The sequence below is a fragment of the Flagellimonas olearia genome (genome assembly GCF_009184425.1).
GTDB classification, from domain to species: domain Bacteria; phylum Bacteroidota; class Bacteroidia; order Flavobacteriales; family Flavobacteriaceae; genus Flagellimonas; species Flagellimonas olearia.
The window spans coordinates 1-505 of sequence record NZ_WELG01000040.1; the positions used below are offsets into that span (position 1 = coordinate 1).

Sequence of the window (505 nt, forward strand, 5' to 3'; positions counted from 1 at the left end):
AGGCTGACAGGGTTGGCCACTTTTCCCGCCAGGACTTGATTACCATCGGGTATTTCTCGCCCCACTTGGCTTCCAGTTCATCGAGTGCGATTTCTGCGGCGTTCAGCGTTGCAGCCTTGTAGACGGGCTTCAGGTCGGCCATGAAGGCTTTCTGGTTTTTCGAGGCAACATACTTCAGTGAGTTACGGATCTGGTGAATCACGCAATGCTGGATTTCCGTTTTCGGGTAAATGCTCTCGATGGCTTCAGGGAAGCCTTTCAAGCCATCCACGCAGGCGATCAGGATATCCTTGACGCCACGGTTGTAGAGGTCTGTCAGCACGGTTAACCAGTGGTGGGCACCTTCCTGATCAGAGAGATAAAGACCAAGCAGCTCCTTCTTGCCCTCGATGTTCAGGGCAAGAATGGTGTAGATAGCCTTGCTGACGTAACGGCCGTTTTCTCTAATTTTGTAGTGAATGGCGTCAAGCCAGACAATCGGATAGATGGCTTCAAGATCACGCTC

Annotated in this window: 1 protein-coding gene; it reads right to left on the reverse strand. The window is 51.9% G+C overall.

The window, feature by feature from the left end; translation table 11 throughout:
• Window positions 1-505: IS256 family transposase (locus tag F8C76_RS19155; protein WP_211372181.1), on the reverse strand; the 505-nt coding region annotated here is incomplete at both ends.